This window comes from Lentzea xerophila (assembly GCF_051094245.1).
In the GTDB taxonomy this organism is placed as follows: domain Bacteria; phylum Actinomycetota; class Actinomycetes; order Mycobacteriales; family Pseudonocardiaceae; genus Lentzea; species Lentzea xerophila.
In genome coordinates, this window is the sequence record NZ_CP194934.1 from 8,154,382 (window position 1) to 8,168,547 (window position 14,166).

General features: G+C 69.8%; 14 protein-coding genes, 2 tRNA genes and 1 other RNA gene. 6 read left to right on the forward strand and 11 right to left on the reverse strand.

Features of this window, described 5'->3' with window-relative positions; translation table 11 throughout:
• The 6 genes from ACRSBM_RS39080 to ACRSBM_RS39105 all read right to left on the reverse strand — a co-directional run bounded on the left by ACRSBM_RS39080 (position 1) and on the right by ACRSBM_RS39105 (position 5,225).
• On the reverse strand, positions 1–303 hold the full coding sequence (locus ACRSBM_RS39080; RefSeq protein WP_434453404.1) for a YbaB/EbfC family nucleoid-associated protein: 303 nt from the start codon (positions 301–303) through the stop codon (positions 1–3).
• 664 nt (positions 304–967) lie between these two features.
• Positions 968–2,986: a DNA polymerase III subunit gamma and tau gene (locus ACRSBM_RS39085; protein ID WP_434451750.1), complete on the reverse strand. Its 2,019-nt coding sequence runs from the start codon at positions 2,984–2,986 to the stop codon at positions 968–970.
• A 30-nt stretch (positions 2,987–3,016) separates the two neighbouring features.
• Positions 3,017–3,113, reverse strand: an RNA gene (gene ffs / locus ACRSBM_RS39090) — signal recognition particle sRNA small type.
• 17 nt (positions 3,114–3,130) lie between these two features.
• A complete protein-coding gene (locus ACRSBM_RS39095; protein WP_434451751.1) occupies positions 3,131–3,703 on the reverse strand; it encodes a maleylpyruvate isomerase family mycothiol-dependent enzyme in 573 nt (190 codons plus the stop codon).
• Positions 3,700–4,878: an RNA polymerase sigma factor gene (locus ACRSBM_RS39100; RefSeq protein WP_434451752.1), complete on the reverse strand. Its 1,179-nt coding sequence runs from the start codon at positions 4,876–4,878 to the stop codon at positions 3,700–3,702. The genes ACRSBM_RS39095 and ACRSBM_RS39100 overlap by 4 nt, the downstream gene beginning before the upstream one ends.
• Positions 4,879–4,886: 8 nt before the next feature.
• Positions 4,887–5,225: a YciI family protein gene (locus ACRSBM_RS39105; protein WP_434451753.1), complete on the reverse strand. Its 339-nt coding sequence runs from the start codon at positions 5,223–5,225 to the stop codon at positions 4,887–4,889.
• 130 nt (positions 5,226–5,355) lie between these two features.
• Here ACRSBM_RS39105 and ACRSBM_RS39110 point away from each other — a divergent pair.
• Positions 5,356–5,440: transfer RNA gene (locus tag ACRSBM_RS39110), tRNA-Ser, on the forward strand.
• A 61-nt stretch (positions 5,441–5,501) separates the two neighbouring features.
• The gene (locus ACRSBM_RS39115) at positions 5,502–6,146 is read left to right on the forward strand and encodes a GOLPH3/VPS74 family protein (protein WP_434451754.1); all 645 of its coding nucleotides are present in this window, start codon (positions 5,502–5,504) and stop codon (positions 6,144–6,146) included.
• A 29-nt stretch (positions 6,147–6,175) separates the two neighbouring features.
• On the opposite strand, the gene ACRSBM_RS39120 is transcribed toward ACRSBM_RS39115, so the two are convergent.
• Positions 6,176–8,611 (reverse strand): endonuclease/exonuclease/phosphatase family protein, encoded by a 2,436-nt coding sequence (locus ACRSBM_RS39120; protein ID WP_434451755.1) that lies wholly within the window; start codon positions 8,609–8,611, stop codon positions 6,176–6,178.
• Positions 8,612–8,811: 200 nt separating this feature from the next.
• Here ACRSBM_RS39120 and ACRSBM_RS39125 point away from each other — a divergent pair, with 200 nt between their 5' ends.
• Positions 8,812–9,585, forward strand: coding sequence for a maleylpyruvate isomerase family mycothiol-dependent enzyme (locus tag ACRSBM_RS39125; RefSeq protein WP_434451756.1), 774 nt, complete (start codon positions 8,812–8,814; stop codon positions 9,583–9,585).
• Positions 9,586–9,646: 61 nt separating this feature from the next.
• Here the strand turns inward: ACRSBM_RS39125 and ACRSBM_RS39130 are convergent, their stop codons facing one another.
• A complete protein-coding gene (locus tag ACRSBM_RS39130) occupies positions 9,647–10,459 on the reverse strand; it encodes a glycosyltransferase family 2 protein (protein WP_434451757.1) in 813 nt (270 codons plus the stop codon).
• 175 nt (positions 10,460–10,634) lie between these two features.
• Between ACRSBM_RS39130 and ACRSBM_RS39135 the strand changes: the two genes are divergently transcribed.
• Entirely contained in the window at positions 10,635–10,802 is a 168-nt protein-coding gene (locus ACRSBM_RS39135) for a hypothetical protein (protein ID WP_434451758.1), read from the forward strand.
• 65 nt (positions 10,803–10,867) lie between these two features.
• Here ACRSBM_RS39135 and ACRSBM_RS39140 read toward each other — a convergent pair.
• The 3 genes from ACRSBM_RS39140 to ACRSBM_RS39150 form a co-directional block, all read right to left on the reverse strand.
• A tRNA-Ser gene (locus tag ACRSBM_RS39140) sits at positions 10,868–10,952 on the reverse strand.
• 32 nt (positions 10,953–10,984) lie between these two features.
• Complete coding sequence (locus ACRSBM_RS39145; RefSeq protein WP_434453406.1) at positions 10,985–11,416, reverse strand: nucleoside deaminase; 432 nt, start codon at positions 11,414–11,416, stop codon at positions 10,985–10,987.
• Positions 11,417–11,430: 14 nt separating this feature from the next.
• A complete protein-coding gene (locus tag ACRSBM_RS39150) occupies positions 11,431–11,919 on the reverse strand; it encodes a tRNA adenosine deaminase-associated protein (protein WP_434451759.1) in 489 nt (162 codons plus the stop codon).
• A 60-nt stretch (positions 11,920–11,979) separates the two neighbouring features.
• On the opposite strand from ACRSBM_RS39150, the gene ACRSBM_RS39155 reads away from it, so the two are divergent.
• Both ACRSBM_RS39155 and ACRSBM_RS39160 read left to right on the forward strand, forming a co-directional pair.
• Positions 11,980–13,185, forward strand: coding sequence for a M20 metallopeptidase family protein (locus ACRSBM_RS39155; protein WP_434451760.1), 1,206 nt, complete (start codon positions 11,980–11,982; stop codon positions 13,183–13,185).
• A gap of 33 nt (positions 13,186–13,218) precedes the next feature.
• Positions 13,219–14,157 (forward strand): prephenate dehydrogenase, encoded by a 939-nt coding sequence (locus tag ACRSBM_RS39160; RefSeq protein WP_434451761.1) that lies wholly within the window; start codon positions 13,219–13,221, stop codon positions 14,155–14,157.
• The last annotated feature ends 9 nt before the right edge of the window (positions 14,158–14,166 follow it).

Genomic DNA, 14,166 nt, shown 5'->3' on the forward strand with positions numbered 1-14,166 from the left:
TTAGCCGAGCAATCCGCCGAGGCCGCCCTGAGCGAGCGGGCCGAGCTTCTGCTCCACGAGCTGCTGCGCCTTGGTGTTGGCGTCCTTGATCGCGGCGATCACCAGGTCCTGGAGGGTCTCGACGTCCTCCGGGTCCACGATCTTGGGGTCGATGGCGAGGTCCACGAGCTCGCCGCCGCCGGTGACCGTGGCGGTCACGAGGCCGTTGCCCGCGTTGCCGGTGATCTGCGTTTCGGCCAGCTGCTGCTGGGCTTCTGCCATCTGCTGCTGCATGTTCTGGGCCTGCTGGAGCAGGGCCTGCATGTCGAACTGACCGGGTTGCACCGCTGGTCCTCTCGGGGTGGGCCCGTTTCGGCTTTCTGGGCCTTGTTGGGGGTTTGCCTGGGGCCTTGCTGGGCTTTGGGGTCCAGCGTACGGGCTTGGTTTCCGATCTTGTCGGACCCTCTGAGTAGGTTGAGTTGTAGGGGTTCCCGGATCGGGGGGACGCCTGCGAAAGCTTGCGTTGGCGTTGGCGTTGGCGTTGGCGTTGGCGTTGGGGTTGGCGTTGGTGCGGGCGCGGGCGGTGGCTTGGGTGCGCTCGTTGTGTAGGGCGTCACCTTGGCTGGCGGGCGGCGGTTTCGTGTTCGTAGGTGGCTGACTTGTGTGAGGGTCTTGCGGTTGCTTTTTTGGGGCGCTGCCCCAAACCCCGCCAATCTGATCAAGAACCGGGCCGGCGCCGCACGCGGGTAGATGGCACGCCTGGTGCTTTGGGCGGCTTGCTGTTGCGTAGGTGTCTGGGGTGTGGGGTGGTTCCGTCACGAGCCGCGCCAGAGCGAGCCGCGCACGAGCTGTGTCACGACTCGTGACGGAACCACCCCACCCAGCTCGTGTTGTGAAAAGCCACGACTGCTCGGCTTCGCCGTCGCGTCGGCTCGCCTCCGGCATTGCGTCGATCTGGGTTTCCGGGGCGTATGGCTGGCTTGCTTTGCTAGGCCTTTTTCAGGGGGCGGGCGCCCAGTTCGTCGGCCAGCAGTTTGAGCACTACCGACTCCGGGTCTTGGGCCTCGGGCACCGTGGCCGGGTCTGCCGGGCGGGCGGCTTCGGCCAGCATCGCCTCTTCGTCGTCCGGTTCCGGCGGCAGGGGGTCGTCGGGCTCGGGCGGTTCCGGGGGCGGTGGGACGTCGTCTGCCGGTGGGCGCGGGGCCGGGCGTTGTTGCGGTTCTGGCTGGCGGGCGTTGTTGTTGTTCTGGGCCTGGCTGGGGCGGGTCGGGGCTGGGCGGGCGGCCTTGGCCGGGGCTGCGGCTTGGGGGGTGGCGCCTGGGGTGCCGTGGGTGCAGCGGACCTGCCAGGTGCCGCCCAGGACCGCGGCGAGGGCCGTGGCGATGGCCTCGGTGTTGCGGGGTTCCGCCAGGCGGCGGGCCAGTGGGGCCGAGGTGTGGGTGATCGTGACTATATTGCCGTCCACCTCGCTGACCATGGCGTTGGTCAGCATCGCCTCGGTGCTGCGGCTGGTGGAACGGACCGCGGCCAGCAGGTCGGACCAGATTCGGCGGACCGCCGTCGCGTCCATGTCACCGGAGGACGCCGGAGTTGCTGAGGCCGCGGGTTCCGGGGTTGCCACGGGTTCCGCGGGGGTTGGGGCCGGTGCGGCTACCGGGGTGGGGGCGGCGGGCTGGGTCTGCGCTGGGGCCGGGGCGGCTGCCGGAGTGGGGCGGGCAGGTGGGGCCTGCTGCCTTGGTGGTTCTGGTGCCTGGGCTGCGGGTTCGGGTGCCTGCTGGGACCTTCTGGTGAAGACCGGGGCGCCGGGTTGGGCTGCGGTCGGGTCGCCGGGAGCGGCTGCGACGGTGGCCGGGGGGCGACGCTCCAGTTGTTCCAGGCGTTGCAGGAGGGCGGCTTCCGACTGGCTCACCGAGGGTAGGAGCATGCGGGAGACGAGGAGTTCCAGCAGCAGGCGGGCGGCCGTGGCTCCGCGCATGTCGACCAGGCCCTGGTGGACGATCTCGGCGTAGCGGGTCAGGGCGGCCGGGCCGATGCGTTCCGCCTGGGCCGACATGGTGGCCAGTTCGTCTTCCGGGGCGCTGACCAGGTTGCGGTCGGCGGCGTCCGGGACCGCGCAGAGCAGGACGAGGTCGCGCAGGCGGTCCAGCAGGTCGCTGGCGAAGCGGCGGGGGTCGTGGCCCGCGTCCACCAGGCGGTCGATGGTGCTGAAGACCGCGGCGCCGTCGCCTGCCGCCAGGCCGTCGATCACGTCGTTGATCAGGGCCGAGTCGGTGACGCCGAGGAGCGTGAGGGCTCGCTCGTACTTCACGCCGTCGGGGCCCGCGCCGGAGAGGAGCTGGTCCATGACCGACTGGGTGTCGCGGGCCGAGCCGCCGCCCGCGCGGATCACCAGGGGGAAGACGGCCGGTTCGACGGCCACGCCTTCCGCGGCGCAGTTGCGTTCGAGCAGGGAGCGCATCACGCCGGGCGGGATCAGGCGGAACGGGTAGTGGTGCGTGCGGGAGCGGATGGTCGGGAGGACCTTGTCCGGCTCGGTGGTGGCGAAGATGAAGATCAGGTGGTCCGGCGGCTCTTCGACGATCTTCAGCAGGGCGTTGAAGCCCTGCGTGGTGACCATGTGCGCCTCGTCGATGATGAAGACGCGGTACTTGGACTCGGCGGGGGCGTAGAAGGCCTTGTCGCGGAGGTCGCGGGCGTCCTCGACACCGCCATGGGAGGCCGCGTCGAGCTCCACCACGTCGACGCTGCCGGTGCCGTTCGGGGCGAGGCCGATACAGCTGTTGCACTCGCCGCACGGGTCGGGTGTCGGGCCGTTCACGCAGTTGAGCGAGCGCGCCAGGATGCGGGCCGACGAGGTCTTGCCGCAGCCTCGCGGGCCGCTGAACAGGTACGCGTGGTTCACCCGGCCCGCCGCCAGCGCGGTGCGCAGGGGATCGGTCACGTGCTCCTGGCCGACGACCTCGGAGAACGTGGCCGGACGGTACTTGCGATACAGAGCGAGGGCCACGCCGCAGACAGTACCGGTGGACCCCGACAGAAAAAGGGGACCCCGTGCACCCACCAGAGCCCGCTTATCCTTGCTGCCTTCCGGCCCTGGGGAGGTTCGCGAGATGTGTGCCGCACGAGGTCCGACGCTAGTGTAGCGAACCCCCTAATTCGAACGTGTGTTCGAGTTGCCCACAGTGTTGTCCCCAGGTGTGGACAACTTCCGGCCCGTGGCGAGCATCAGCAGGTCAGGGACTGGAAGGTCGGGGATTCCGGTGTCCCGGAAACGCTTGCGAGCACCCCAGAACGGGCTCTTCAACACATGGTCGAGGGCGGCCTGGGCCGGTTCGGGCGGCATCTCGCGGACGCGGCCCAGCGGGCGGGCGATGTCCTGGCCGTGGACGAGGAAGTCGGCCAGCGGATCGATCGGGGCGGCCATCGGCGCGCGCTTCGGCGAGGCCGCCGTCTCGCGGATCCGCGCGATCAACTCCGACCGGGTGAACCGTGCGGCGATCGCGTGGGCTTGCTCGTCCACCATGCGTTCCCAGTCGAAGCGCGCCTTCACGACGCCGGTGAGCACGTCGCGCCAGCCGGTGCGGGTCGACGTGGTCAGGTGGGCGGCCATCGTCTGCATCGTCCAGCCGGCGCAGAGGGTCTCGCGCCGCCACTCGTCGTCGGTCAGGTCCTCGAGGAGGTCCGCGACGCCCAGGCGTTCGGCCTCCAGCCACTTCATGATCATGATTGCCCCTCGATGGCGGTCAGCCTGCGGCGCAGGAAGTCCCGTTCGGAGTCGGTGCCCGCGAGCGCGAGAGCCTCGCGGTAGGCCTCGGCGGCCTCGGTGTCACGGCCCAGGCGGTGCAGCAGGTCGGCGCGGGCCGCCCGGTACGGGTGGTAGTCGCGGAGCCTCGGTTCGCCGGCCAGCGTGTCGAGCAACGCGAGCCCGGCCGCCGCGCCGTCCCGCATGGCGACCGCGGCGGCCCGGTTCAGGGCGACCACGGGCGACGGCGTGAGCTGGTTCAGCACGTCGTAGAGCGCCACGATCTGCCGCCAGTCGGTGCTCTCGAAGTCCGGCGCCTCGTCGTGCAACGCGTTGATCGCCGCCTGCACGCCGTACGGGCCGTGTCCGCCCGTCAGCGCGCGCTCGGCCAATGCGCTGCCCTCGTCGATCATGTCGCGGTCCCAGAGCGTGCGGTCCTGGTCCTCCAGCAGTTCGGGACGGGCGTCCCGACGGGCGTGCACCAGCAGCATCAACGCCAGCAGCCCGGTGACCTCGCGGTCGGGCAGCAGGCCGCGCAGGATCCTGGCCAGCCGGATGGCCTCCTCGGCGAGGTCGGCGCGCTGGGCCGCGTAGCCCTCGGTGAAGATCGAGTAGACGGCCTGCAACACGCCGGGCAGGCGTTCCGGGAGCTCGTGCGGATCCGGCACGCGGAACGGGATGCGCGCCTGGCTGATCTTCTTCTTCGCGCGCACGATCCGTTGCTGCATCGTCGTGACCGGCACCAGGTACGCCCGCGCGACCTCCGGCGTCGTGAAGCCCGCCAGGCAGCGCAGGACCAGGGCGCCGCGGTCCTCCTCGGCCAGCGCCGGGTGCGCGCAGGTGAAGAACAGCTCCAGCCGCTCGTCCGGCAGGCCGTCGCCCACCGGCGGATCCGCCCGGTCGACCTCGACCTGCAGCAACGCCAGGCGCGCCGCGTACACCTGGTCGCGGCGCAGCCGGTCGACGGCCTTGCGGCGCGCGGTCGTGAGCAACCACGCGCCGGGCCGGTCCGGCACCCCGTCCACCGGCCAGTGCCGCAACGCCGCCTCGATGGCGTCGGAGGTGACCTCCTCGGCCAGGTCGAGGTCGCCGAAGCGCTTGACCAGGGTGGCGAGCAGCCTGCCGCGTTCCTCCCGGAACACCTGCTCGACGTTCATCGCAGGACTCAGAAGTCGAACTCGGCGATCGGCCGCACGACGACTGCCCCGCCGTCGCGCGAACCGGGGCACTTCGCGGCCCAGTCCAGCGCCGCGTCGAGGTCCGGCACGTCGATGACGTTGTAGCCGCCCAGCACCTCGCGGGTCTCGGCGAACGGCCCGTCGGTGACGGTGCGCCTGCCGTCCGGTCCGACCTGGACGGTGGTCGCGGTGACGAGGTCCGCGAGCGAGTGGCCGGAGACCAGGACGCCCGCTGCCCTCATCTCCTTCTCGTAGGCGATCCAGTCCTCGACGGTGCAGCTCGACTGCTGGTCAGACGCCGCGTGGATCAACAGCATGTACTTCACTTATGCCCTCCTCGGTTGGGTCTTACGGGATCACGACGAGCGGGCAGGCGCCAGATCGACACGGGGCTGGAACTTTTTCCGGCCACCCCCGTTTTGGGTCCCGGAACACCCGTCCGGTAAGGTTCTTCCCGGAGGATTCGCATAGCGGCCTAGTGCGCACGACTGGAAATCGTGTTGGGTTCACCCCCTCACGGGTTCAAATCCCGTATCCTCCGCTCGCTCACGAAGGGCGCCGAACCTCAACGTTCGGCGCCCTTCCGGCGTTACCGTTGCATGATGCTGCCCGAAGACCTGATGCTGCTGTTCGTCAACCAGCAGAACGGAAAGCTGCGGACCGACTCCTCGTCGGTGGAGAACGCGCTCGCCGGTGCCGTGCTCATCGAGCTCGTGAACTCGGGGCGCGTCGCGTTCGAGCCCAACGGCAAGAAGCTCCAGGTCGTCGATCCGACGCCGCTGAAGGATCCGCTGCTGCAGGAGTCGGTCGGCAGGTTCGACAAGCCGATGAAGCCGCAACGGGCCGTGGAGCGCCTGCGGAAGAAGGTGCGCGACAACGTCGCCGCACAGCTCGAAGCCCGTGGTGCCGTGCGCGTGCAACCGCGGAAGGTGCTCGGGATCTTCCCCGCCAAGAGCTACGTGATCACCGATGAGCGAGCGGCCGACGAGGTGCGCAAGGCGGTCGGCGAGGTCGCGCTCGGGTACCGGGGAGCGGACGCGCGCACCGGGGCGTTGATCACGCTGCTGTTCGCGGTCAAGGCCGTGCACAAGGTGGTCGACGGCGACAAGCGCGACATGACCAGGCGTGCCAAGGACGTCGCGGCCGGCAACTGGGCGGGCGACGCCGTGCGCAGGGCCGTCGAGGCGATCCAGGCCGGAGTGGTCGCCGCAACGGCCGCTGCCGCCGCCGCGTCCCAGGCTGGGTGACGCGGCGACGGCAGCGGTGGAGCCGGTTGCTAATTGAGGCGGTCGAGGATGTCCTCGATGGCGAACACGATCCGGTCGACGTTCGCGTCACCCGTGGACGGGCGGGCGCGGACGATCTGCGGGTCGTGGTCGCTCGCCTGGTCGGCGAACTCGGCGTTGATGTGGACCACGTCGTAGCTGAAGCGCGTGATGTTCCTGCTCACGACGAGGTGGTCGAGCGTCTGCGAGTTGCCCTCGAAGACGTAGCTGTACCGCTCGTTCGCGGGCAGCGTCTCGATCAGCGCCTTGAGGTTGCCGTCGCCGGTCAGCGTCTTGAGCGCGGGCGAGAACTGGTAGTCGTTCAGGTCACCGGCGAGGACGACGTTGGCGCCCCTGTCGATCGCGCGGATCTGCTCCGTGAACGCCTTCAGCGACGCCGCCTGCTTGACGCGCTGCACCTCGGAGGTGCGGTTCGGCGGCTGGTTGCGGCCGTGGATGGCCTCGTCGCCGCCCTTGGAAGCGAAGTGGTTCGCGACGACGAAGACCGTGCGGCCGCGGAACTTGAACTCGCCGGCGAGCGGCTTGCGGCTGTCCTCCCACGCGTCGTTGAGCGGGTCGATCCGGCCCGGTGACACGGAAAGCACCGCGCGACCGTGCTTCCGCACGACCTGGACCGGCGTCTTGAAGTCGCCGCCGGGACGGTCCACGAAGGACACCCGCTGCGGGTTGAAGAAGAAGCCGACGCGGATGTTGCCGCCGGGCTGGCCGCCGTCCTTGAGGTTCTCCGGGTCGATCTGGCGCCACTGGTAGCGCGGGCCACCCTTGGCGACGATCGCGTCGGAGAGCTTCCGCAGCGTCTGGTCCGCCGCGACGACACCGTCGTTGGTGGCGCCGTTGTTGTCCTGGATCTCTTCCAGCACAACGACGTCCGGGCTGCGGAGGTTGGTCGTGACGCCGTCGGCGAGCCGGTCGAACTTCTCCTGCGGGTCGGACGGGTCGAGGTTCTCGACGTTGTAGGTCGCGATCGAGAGCTCGGACTCCTTCTGCTGCGCGGTGACCTCGCGCTGCAGGTTGGACGAGACGTGCTGACCCAGCGTCAGAGCGGCCAGCGTGTAGCCGCCGAAGTTCGTGTACTCGATGGCACCGACGGTCGCGCCGGCGAAGACGTCACCGACGTCGGCCGCGGGCAGCGGGGTGGCCTTGATCTTCAGCCGGCCGCTGTTGGCCTGGTCGTAGCCGGTGTAGGTGGTGCCGCCGCGCTGGTTGCGGTTCTGGTCGGGGTTGACCGTCACCCAGACCTCGCCGAACGCGTTGCTCGGGCCCACGACGCGGGCGTCGTCGACCTGGACCAGCGTGCCTTCGAGCGACTCGAAGTAGTCGAGGCCGTACTTCTGCGGCTCCAGCGGGAGCTGCTCGATGCTGCCGCCGGGCGCGGGCAGGTAGCCGGCCGGGACGTTCTTCACGACGACCGGCGCCGGAACGGGGTTGCCCTTCGACACGGTGATCGTGGTGGGCGCGGTGATCTCGGTGAGCGTCTGGTTGGAGCCCGTCTCGCCGCCCGGCCGGTACTCCGCGATCGTGCCGCTGACCAGCACGCTGTCGCCGACGGCCACCGTCGGCGCGGTGCCGCCCGTGTAGACGAAGACGCCCTCGCTGGTGCGCGGATCGCTGTCCTGGCCGGTGACGTCCTGGATCCAGAAGCCGCGGTCACCCGTGGCGCGCGTGCCGGTGACGACGCCGGGGACGTTGGTGACCTTCTGGCCGAGCAACGGCGAGATGCGCGTGACGCCCTGGATGTCGTGGATGCGCTTGTCGCCGGGGGTGGGGTCCGGGTCGGGGTCGGGATCCGGGTTGCCGCCGCCCGGGGTCTCGCCCTTGGAGTTGGTCGGGGTGGGGTTGCCGGCCGTGAAGTCGGCGGAGTTGTCGTCGGTGTCGCCGAGCGCGGTGGCACGGGACGCCGACGTGGTGTTGCTCAGCACGGCCGTCGCGGCGCCCTCGCGGACAGCGGCGGAACCGTAGCCGACGAGGTCCTTGATCCGCGGCTCGGCCGCGCAGTCGGCGGCCGTCTTGCAGGTGAGCGGCGTGGTGCCGCTGACCAGCGCGATGGTGCCGTTGGTGGCGCTCATGGCGATCGTTCCGGTGGCGTCCGCGGCCGGCAGCTCGACGGTGCCGCCGCTGCCCTTGGCCTCGGCGACGAGGAACGTCCCGCCGGGCGCGATCGAGCCGGTCAGCGGGGTCACGCCCCACTGCGTGCTCGCGCCGGGGCTGGCCGAGATGTACTGGACAGTGAAGCCGTCGAGGCTGACCGGGGTAGTGCCCTTGTTGGCGAGCTCGACGAAGTCCTGCGTGAGGGTGGCGCCGGAGTTGCCGCCGCCTCCGTAGACCTCGGAGATCAGCGCGTCGGGACTGGGTGCGGCGACGGCGGGCACGGCGGCGAGCACGAGTGCCGCCACCGCTGTCCCGACGACGGGCAGGGTGGGTCTCAAGACTTCCTCCAGGGGATGCGGCGGACCGACGCATCCTTCCTCGATCGAGTGAGCTTTGGTAGCCGTTGTTACTAACGGTTAACCGGCTGGCCCATCAATCATCACTCGAACAAGTGTTCGACCTTGGTGTATGCTCTGTTTCGGAACGCCGGCCAGTGGACCCCTCCCAGGCACCGGCCGGCGTCCCTATGTTCAGTGCCATGGGGATCCTGAGCTACGAGCGCCGCCGCGCCGAGATCATCAACCAGACCGCGCTGCTGACGTCCGCCGTCGACGGCGCCGACCTGGGCATCCGGGTCCCGTCGACCCCGGACTGGACGCTCAACCAGCTGCTCCGGCACCTCGGCCTCGCGCACCGCTGGGCCGACGTGATGCTCCGCGAGAGGCTGCCGGAGATCGACTTCTCGCGCAACGGCGCACAACTCGTGTCGACGTATGTGGGTGAAACGACGTCCGCGCTGATCCCGTGGCTGACCGAAGGCGCCGCGTCGCTGGCGGAGGTGCTCGGCGAGGTCGACCCGGACGAGATGATCGCGCCGATGAGCGGCCACCCCGGCCCACGCGTGTGGTCGCGGCGGATGACGCATGAGACCGTGATCCACCGATGGGACGTGACGAACGCGCTGGGTGTGCCGTTCTCGCTCGACCCGGAGGTCGCCCAGGACACGCTGCGAGAGTGGACCGGTCTCGCCCTGCCCTATGCGTTCATGCGGTGGCCTGAGGAGACCGCTCCGCTGATCGGTCCCGGACGCACCGTGCACCTGCACGCCACCGATGTCGAGGCGGAGTTCGTGATCGACCTCACCGGCCCGGCGCCGGTGGTGCGGGAGGGGCACGAGAAGGCCGCGGTGGCGGTGCGCGGGCCGGTCGTCGACCTGGTGCTGGCCGTGTATCGGCGGCGGTCGTTGGAGGGGCTGGAGGTGTTCGGGGACGGCGAGCTGCTCGACCTCGTCCTGGAGCGCGTACGTTTTTGACCAGGGGCTTTGCTGGCTGCTGGAGAAGTTCCTGGCCGCGATGAGGTTCTGAGGAGGGGCCTCAAAGCTGACGCGGTGTCTTGATCGAGCGTCCCACTTCGACATCGGGTCCAAGCTCGCGTTCCAGCGGCACCGCATTGAGCCGGACGCCTGCGGAGCGCATGGCGCGAGCGCGCTGAAGCGCCACACGCCGGCCCGCGGCGCTCCGCGACCGCCATGCGTCGGACCGGTAGGTCTGGCCGGCGTGCTGGCGGTAGAGCCAGGTCACCCGTTCTTCGCAGAAGCCGTCCGTGACCTCGGACAGAGCTGCGAAAAGCGAAATGTCGTCTTCGGCCGGGAGGCCTGCCCATCCTCCCAGCGCGCGTACGGACTCGGTTCTCATCATCAGTCCGGCGCAGTGAACAGGCCAGTTTCCGTTTCGTTCGACGGCCCACTCGTTCGCCATTCCGGCAGCGATCACGCCGAAACCGAGCGCCGATGGATAACCGAGCCTTTCGCCGTCGGGCATCAGGTCGTCAGCCTGCCCTACGGCCCAATGAATCGAGTTCTCGACGAACCTCGACGCCAGCAGGGCGGTAGCTCCAGGCAGCAGCAAGTCGTCGTGGTCCAGCACTTGCACGAGTCCGCCGGTGGCCCGGGACAGCGCCAGATTGCGCGTGACGGCGAGCCCGAGTTGTCCGCCGTTCGCTTCATACTTCGCGTGCGGCATATCGTCAAATAGCCCGGACAGCTTTGGCTCTTCACCGTCTTCTTGGACTATCCACTCCACGCTCCATCCGTCCGGCATTTCCTGAGCGGCGACGCTCAGTGCCGTTTCACGGAGGAACTGCGCGGATGGCGCATATGCGGCCGTGATGACCGAGACGACCGGCATGAAACGACCTCGATCCGTTGAGCACGAGCTGCCAGGGTGCCTGGACGTACTAACACAGCGGCCCTCTCGAACTGTCCCATGTACAGCGCTTTCAGTGCCATTTCTGCCGCGTTGGCCGCCGAGCGGGAGCCGCCACGGGCAGACGAAGCACGCCGCCGGATAGGACACTGAGGGCATGAGCGAACAGCGGACGCTGACCGCAGCGGTGCACCAGGAACAGGGACGCTCGATCAAGGCCACGGACGGCCACCTGCACGTCCTGGACTCCAGCAACCACGTCGTGGCGATCTACGCGCCGGACAACTGGAAGTCAGCCGATGACGACGGCGCACAGGAGAACTGAGACCAGAACTGAGACGAAACGTCAGAGCCCCGGTTGCCATGATCGGCAACCGGGGCTCTGAGCAGCGGTGGCGGTGGGATTTGAACCCACGGAGGCTTTCACCTCACACGCTTTCGAGGCGTGCTCCTTCGGCCGCTCGGACACGCCACCGGTAAAGACAATACACAGGCGCGGGGAGCGGGTTAACGCTGGGTCCGGAAGAAGCGTTCCAGCAGGTCAGCGCACTCGTCCTCCAGCACGCCGCCCCGTACCTCCGGCCGGTGGTTGAGGCGGCGGTCGCGCACGACGTCCCACAGCGAGCCGACGGCGCCCGTTTTGGGCTCCCACGCGCCGAAAACGAGACGGGAAACACGCGCGAGGACCAGGGCGCCGGCGCACATCGTGCACGGTTCCAGCGTCACGGCGAGGGTGCAGCCGTCGAGGCGCCAGCCGTCGCCGTACTTCTGGGCGGCCTGGCGCAACGCCAGGATCTCGGCGTGCGCGGTGGGGTCGCCGGATGCCTCGCGGGCGTTGCAGGCCTCGGCGAGGATCGTGCCGTCCGGTGCGAAGACGACGGCGCCGATCGGGACGTCCGTGCCGGCGGCGGTGGCCGCGTTCAGGGCCGCCCGGACCATGTCCTCCTCGGTGATCACGCCTGGATCGTGTCGAGCAGCTTGGTGAACTCGTCGATGAAGCCGATGCGCTGGGCGATCATCTGGAGCTGCTCGTCCGGGTAGAGGTCGACCTCGTCGACGATGATCTGGAACTCGTGGGCGGGCATGCCCAGGTCGGCGAGGATGCCGAGGTCGCCCTCCGGCCAGAGCTCGTTGTCCTCCTCGTCGGGTGGTTCGACGCGCAGGAGGTCGAGGACGTCGGCCGCGATGTCGTAGTCGAGGGCGGCGGCCGCGTCGGAGAGCAGCAGGGCTACGCCGCCGGGGACGGGGCGCAGGACGATGAAGAACTCGTCGTCAACGGCGAGGAGGCCGAACACGGCGCCGGTCGACCTCAGTTGGCGCAGCTGTGTGATCGCCGCGTCCAGCTCCGACAGCGCGGAGCTGTCCATCCTGCTGCACCGCCAGCGGCCGTCCTCTCGGACGACCGCGACCGCGAAGCCGTTGACCGGCTCCTGCTGTGTCATGTGCACACCGTAGGGCCCAGACGACCTTCCCGGTAGCCGAGGTGGTGGCACCATCGGTGGATGAGCACAACTACGCCGGACCCTCGTCTCGCCGGACTGCTCGAAGGGGCGCGTTCGCTGCAGCCCCGCACGGTGGCGCTGCGGCGTCAGATCCACAAGCACCCCGAGCAGGGACTTCAGCTCCCCAGGACGCAGGCGGCGATCCTGCACGCGTTGGAGGGGCTGCCGGTCAAGGTCACGAAGGGCGAGTCGACGACGTCGGTCGTGGCGGTGCTCGAAGGTGACCGGCCGGGGCCGACGGTGCTGCTGCGCGGCGACATGGACGGCCTGCCGCTGCAGGAGGCGACGGGGCTGCCGTTCGCGTCCGAAGTGGACGGCAACATGCACGCCTGCGGCCACGACACGCACGTGGCGATGCTGGCCGCCTCCGCGCGCCTGCTGTCGGACCGGCGGGACGCTCTGAGGGGGCGAGTACTCTTCATGTTCCAGCCGGGCGAGGAGGGTCATCACGGCGCCCGGTACATGATCGAGGAGGGCCTGCTCGACGACGGCGTGGAGAAGGCGTTCGCGCTGCACATCACGTCCACGATGAAGTCGGGTGTGGTGACGTGCCGGCCGGGCCCGATGATGGCGTCGGCGGACTCGTTCCACATCCACGTGAAGGGCCGCGGCGGCCACGGCGCGATGCCGCACAACGCGCTGGACCCGGTGCCCGCGGCGGCGGCGATGGTCGGGGCGATCCAGACGATGCTCGGGCGGCGGGTCAGCGTCCACGAGCCGGCGGTGGTGACGGTCGCGCAGATCAACGCCGGTACGACGACGAACATCATCCCCGAGGTGGCGACCCTGGACGGGACGATCAGGACGTTGTCCGAGGCGACCCGTGCTCTGGTGCACAAGGAGCTCAAGCAGGCCGTGAAGCACACGGCCGCCGCCTACGGATGCCACGCGGAGGTCAGCATCGTGCCGGGGTATCCGGTGACGGTGAACGACGACGTCATCGGCGCGCACGTGGTCGACCTGGCGGCGCGGGCGATGGGCGCTTCGTGGAGTGAGCCGATGCAGGACCCGCTGATGGGCGCGGAGGACTTCTCCTACGTGCTGCAACGGGTGCCGGGGGCGTTGGCGTTCCTCGGGGCCTGCCCGCGGGGGATCGACCTCGACGACGCGGCGCCGAACCACTCGAACCGGGTGCTGTTCGACGAGGCCGCCATGGAGCACGGGGTGGCGATGTACGCGGCGTTCGCGCTCGACGCCCTCCGGTAGGTCCTGGCACGCGTCACACGGAATGATGGGCGCGTGCGAGACGTGTGCGTGATCGGACTGGGACTGATCGGCGGCTCCGTGCTGCGGGCCGCCAAGGCTGCCGGACGCACGGTGTGGGGTGCGACGGCCGGCCAGGAGGACGCCGACAGGGCACGCGCTGAGGGCTTCGACGTCACCACCGTCGACGAGGCCCTCGGCCGGAACCCGGACGCGCTCGTCGTCCTCGCCGTGCCGTTGCCCGCGTTGCCCGACCTGCTGCGCAAGGTCCCCGCCGGCACGCGGCTCACGGACGTCACCAGCGTGAAGGGGCCCGTGCACGACGCCGTGCACCGGTATGCGCCGCACGCGCGTTTCGTCGGCGGGCATCCGATGGCCGGTACGAGCCGCAGCGGCTGGGACGCGGGCAGCGCCACGCTCTTCGAGAACGCCGCCTGGGTCGTCACGCCCGAGGAGGCGGACGACCACCTCGACGACGTCATGCAGCTCGCGCTCGACCTGAAAGCGCACGTCGTGCCCACGACGCCGGAGGAGCACGACGAGGCCGTGGCGCGGATCAGCCACCTGCCGCACATCATGGCGGCGATCCTGGCCGCGGTCGGGGCCGACGGCGGACCTCTGGCCATGGCGCTCGCGGCGGGCAGTTTCTCCGACGGCACGCGGGTCGCGGGCAGCAGGCCCGAACTGGTCCGCGCGATGTGCGAGGGGAACCGGGACGCGCTGCTGATGGCCGTCGACGACGCGCTGGGACGGCTCGGTGCCGCCAGGGGCTCGCTCGCGTCCACCGGCGGGCTCGCGAAGACGATCGAGGCCGGTCACGAAGGCCGGAACGCGCTGGTCAACCAGCCGCAACGCACCCAGGTCACGATCGACCTGACCAAGCCGGGAGCACTCGCCGCGTTGCGCAACCTCGGGTCTCGCGGGGGCCGTGTGGTTGGTCTGAACGGCCGCACCGCCACTGCGGAAACGTCGTAAGGTCGCCGG